Origin of the sequence: Neobacillus rhizosphaerae, assembly GCF_050477885.1 — a bacterium.
Taxonomy (GTDB): Bacteria; Bacillota; Bacilli; order Bacillales; family Cytobacillaceae; genus Neobacillus; species Neobacillus rhizosphaerae_A.
This window is the reverse complement of the sequence record NZ_JBCNAC010000136.1, coordinates 1-4,548: the sequence shown is the minus strand read 5'-3', so window position 1 is coordinate 4,548 and position 4,548 is coordinate 1. Positions and strand designations below refer to the sequence as shown.

Below are 4,548 nucleotides of genomic sequence, written 5' to 3'. Positions count from 1 at the left end.
TAGTTTTCAAAGAACAATCTCAATCACTTCGTTAGAAGCAACTTTATTACTATATCATGTCGATAACTCATTGTCAACCATTTGTTTGATGTTTTTATCATCATCATGTTGTTAACTCGTCATTAACGACTGCTTTAATATACTACCACCTAGCACCTAATCCGTCAACAACTATTTTCTCATTAATTTATTCCTACTATATTAAATAGAAAAAAAGAAAGCCGGCTCTCAGCCGGCTTCCTTTTACTTTGTGATTTTAATAATACCTTCTTGTTTTACATCAACAAGACCTTGTTTTTCGATTACAATCTTTTCGCCTTCAGCTAGGTTAGTGAAGACAATTGGAGTGATCGTAGATGTTGCATGTTCTTTAATATAATCTAAATCCACTTTTAATAGTGGTTGACCCTTCACTACTCGGTCATTTTCAGAAACCAACGTTTCAAAACCTTGGCCCTTTAAGTTTACGGTATCAATACCCACGTGAATAAGGATTTCACGTCCACCGTCAGATAAGATTCCAATCGCATGTTTTGTAGGGAATAGATTGACAATCTTTCCATCAACAGGTGATGCCACTAATCCTTCTGAAGGTACAATCGCAAAACCGTCACCCATCATTTTTCCTGCAAACACTTGGTCAGGAACTTCAGTAATTTCTTTGATTTCCCCTTTAATTGGAGCCACGAATACTTCGTTAGCTTTAGCTTGCGTTGGAGCTGCAACTGCCTCTTCTTGCTTTTCTACATTTACTGTAGTTGCGCTTGGTCTTTTTCCAGCCATAATATCTTTCATTTGACCTTTAATGGTTTCAGAACGTGGACCGAAGATCGCTTGAATATTGTTACCTACTTCAAGGACACCTGCAGCACCTAACTTTTTCAATTGGTTTTTATCTACATCCTTAATATCATTAACAGAAACACGAAGACGAGTAATACATGCATCAAGGTGAGCGATGTTTTCTTTACCACCCATAGCCACTAAAATGTTAGCAGCTAAATCACCAGAACTTGCTTTACCTGTTTGTACTTGGTCTTCTTCTTCCTCTACTTCACGACCTGGTGTTTTGAGATTGAACTTACGAATCGCAAAACGGAAACCGAAGTAGTAAATTACAGCAAAGACTAAACCAACAGGGATAACAATCCAAGCGTGTGTTTGTGGATTGATTAATCCGAATAGGATGTAGTCAATTAAACCACCAGAGAATGTCATACCGATTTTTACATCTAATAAATGCATAACCATAAATGATAAACCAGCGAAGATCGCATGGATACCGAATAGAATAGGTGCAACGAATAAGAATGAGAACTCGATTGGTTCTGTAATACCAGTTAAGAAAGATGTGAGGGCAGCAGATGCCATTAATCCCCCAACGAACACTTTCTTTTCAGGTCTTGCTTCATGGTAGATCGCTAGCGCAGCAGCAGGCAACCCGAACATCATGAATGGGAATTTACCTGTCATAAATGTACCAGCAGTTAGATTTTTCACGTGATCAGAAATCTGTGCCATGAAGATACGCTGGTCACCGTGTACCACTTGACCCGCTTTTGTTGTATAGTTTCCAAATTCAAACCAGAACGGAGAATAGAAAATATGGTGTAATCCAAATGGAATTAATGAACGTTCAATTACTCCGAAAACAAATGCAGAGAGAGTTAAGTTTGCATTAACCATGTTATTCGAGAATGCGTTCAATCCTGATTGGATTGGCGGCCAAATAACGAGCATTAGTAATCCCAATAGAATCGCTGTTCCTGCCGTAATGATTGGAACAAAACGTTTTCCAGCAAAGAATCCTAAATAAGATGGTAATTCAATTTCAAAGAACTTATTATACAAGGTCGCTGCAATAATACCAACGATAATCCCTCCAAACACTCCTGTTTGAAGAGTTGGGATCCCTAGAACACTCACGTAATTTGTACCATTGATTTCCTTCGGGTCAATCCCTAAAACAGTACCCATTGTTACATTCATAATTAGATAACCAATGATTGCTGCTAGTCCGGCTGTACCTTCCCCACCAGCTAATCCTATAGCAACACCAACCGCAAAAAGGAGTGGAAGGTTACCGAAGACAATATCACCGGCATTTTTCATAACTGATGCCACCATCGCTACAGCACTGTTATCTAAGAATGGCGCTAAATCTAATAGGGCTGGGTTTACGAGAGCAGCACCTAAAGCAAGTAAGATACCAGCTGCCGGTAAAAGTGCAACCGGCAACATTAAAGCTTTACCGACTTTTTGCAAGACGCCGAAAGCATTTTTAAACATAAATGTTACCTCCTAAATATTTTTCTTGGCTCATAAAGCGGTTACATTATTGGTAAAAATACCAATAAAAAAAGGCATGAGTAAAAGTTCAATTGAATGCAGGCTATGGGTATAGACTACCCCTAAACCTTCAATTCAATTAATACTTTTCACTCATGCCTGATCGAATCAGTAACACGTAAAAAATAATAGCTATTTAAATTTATGTTGAAGTCGCTGCAGATGCATCGTTAGATAGACCGCTTCTGCATCAAAAACCTTCATTTTTAATGTTTGCTGCATCACTTTAATGAGCTTCCATGAGAGATTATAACACACAGGATATTCTTCTTTCAAGAGGGAAGCAATTTTTTCTGGTTCCTCTACTTTTTCCCCTTTGACTACTCTCTCAATAGCAAAGCGCAAGTGACGAACAAGCCTCATATAATCAATGCTTTCTTTATCAATCTCTATTTCAAACTGCTCTTCGACCATTTCGACCAGCCGGCTGACAAGCTGTGAATATTGATTCACGTCGGAGAGGTTTCTGTTGGTCACTGCACTATGAATATGGAGAGCGATAAATCCGACCTCCCCAATCGGCAGGTCAATCCCGGTCTTTTCTTTAATTAACTCTACCACTTCTTTTGCTATTTCGAACTCATGGCGGTAAAGAGCCTTAGTTTCCACTAAGAACGGATTATTCATTTCCATTCCTTGAGAAGCTCTCGTTAGGGCAAACATAATATGGTCCGTTAATGCGACATGTATATGTTCATTTAGCACAGAATTGGTTCGTTGCTTTATTAAATCCATGGCGGAAATAATCACTTCTAAAAACTCATTATCGATAAACGGAAGCAATTTGATGTAATTTTCCTGCTCTTTTTCATTTTTCAGGACAAATAGCTTTTCGACTAAATCTGTATCAATATAATCCCCGCGTTTCCGATTAAAGCCAATGCCTTTTCCAATTAAGACTACTTCTTCATAGGAAGGGTGCTCAGCAATTAAGACATTGTTATTTAATACTTTTTCAATTAATAAGTTTGCCAAACCCTTCCCTCCCATTCACCATGTTATCTTAGTATTATCATGTTATAAGAGGTGAAACAGGAAGTCAACGACAAAGTTCGACAACCATGTGACAAATAACTGGTAAACAAGAAATGCGCAAGCGCCAGGCAACCTTGCCACGAGCAATACAGTTCCCCTATTTTTACTAAGCCGTTCTCTTTTGAGGGACCCGCAGCTATAAATACACATATAATTTCAGAATAAATCGCAGAGTAATTCGCATATGAATTCACTCTGCCTTTTTATTGGTTAGAAGGTGTTTTTTAAAATTTTTCACTTAAATTAACAGTATAAATCGCAACTCAAATAGCAAAAGCATAATAAAAATTTATGCTTCTGCTATTTGAGTTGCAAATTCGTTTGCTAATTCCATAACTAAAAGCGACAGGGTTACTGTCGTCTTTAAAATTGAACTGAACAAAACCCCATTAGTAATGGATAATGTGATATTAATCAGATTGGGATAACAACTTAACAAAGTATTTTGGGGATTCGGTAAACCCTTGTCGGATATAAAACCTATGTGCATCTATCCTTCTTGAATGGCAATGCACTTCAATTCTATCGCAATTTCTTTTATTGGCTAAATTAGTACAATATTCTTCAATCTCACGTCCTATTCCAATACTTCTAATGTTTTTATCAACTGCAAAATAACTTATTCTTGCGAAATCTCCTTTGACAGCTAATTGAGGTATAAAATGTATTGAAATTAAAGCAATAATCCTTTTATCTTTATCGTAAACAAATAACTCCTCATTTGGGTGAGTAAGAAGAGTTTCTATTTTTTCTTTTATGAAAGTTCCGGTATCTGGATAGTCCAACTGGATTAACAATAAAGAAATTTGCTTCCAATCCTCAACATTTGCTGTTCTAATCCCCATTTATGCCACTCTCCAATTTGTTAATTTATTTATACCTATTGAAATCCTCATAGTTTTATTCTCTAACCTACCCCGATAGTTAAAATAAGCTTCTCTGGTTATCTTAGTAGATATTTTTTCGAAAAAATGCTAAAAGCAGTGCGATTTCAGGTGCGAAATCCACTGCTTTTATACTTGAGTTCAAATTTGCTTTTTCCTATGCGGGTACTCCAAAAGAGAACGGCTTATATTTTTACCGGTCGGGAGCTTTTTCACTTACCTCGGGCATTAGAACCTCCCCCTATTTACCGGTCGCGTTCTTTTCCCTTAGCACGGGCAT

General features: G+C 37.4%; 3 protein-coding genes. All 3 read right to left on the bottom strand.

Annotated features, from left to right (window positions below; translation table 11 throughout):
• Positions 1-243: 243 nt before the first annotated feature.
• The gene (gene ptsG, locus ABES03_RS18620; protein WP_430119415.1) at positions 244-2,289 is read right to left on the bottom strand and encodes a glucose-specific PTS transporter subunit IIBC; all 2,046 of its coding nucleotides are present in this window, start codon (positions 2,287-2,289) and stop codon (positions 244-246) included.
• Positions 2,290-2,481: 192 nt separating this feature from the next.
• On the bottom strand, positions 2,482-3,339 hold the full coding sequence (gene glcT / locus ABES03_RS18615; protein WP_430119412.1) for a glucose PTS transporter transcription antiterminator GlcT: 858 nt from the start codon (positions 3,337-3,339) through the stop codon (positions 2,482-2,484).
• A gap of 455 nt (positions 3,340-3,794) precedes the next feature.
• Entirely contained in the window at positions 3,795-4,229 is a 435-nt protein-coding gene (locus ABES03_RS18610) for a GNAT family N-acetyltransferase (RefSeq protein ID WP_430119409.1), read from the bottom strand.
• Positions 4,230-4,548: the final 319 nt, after the last annotated feature.

Bases quoted from the DNA above. Each gene is read 5' to 3' on its own strand.
- ptsG (WP_430119415.1), bottom strand. From the start codon at position 2,289: ATGTTTAAAAATGCTTTCGGCGTCTTGCAAAAAGTCGGTAAAGCTTTA.
- glcT (WP_430119412.1), bottom strand. From the start codon at position 3,339: ATGGGAGGGAAGGGTTTGGCAAACTTATTAATTGAAAAAGTATTAAAT.
- ABES03_RS18610 (WP_430119409.1), bottom strand. From the start codon at position 4,229: ATGGGGATTAGAACAGCAAATGTTGAGGATTGGAAGCAAATTTCTTTA.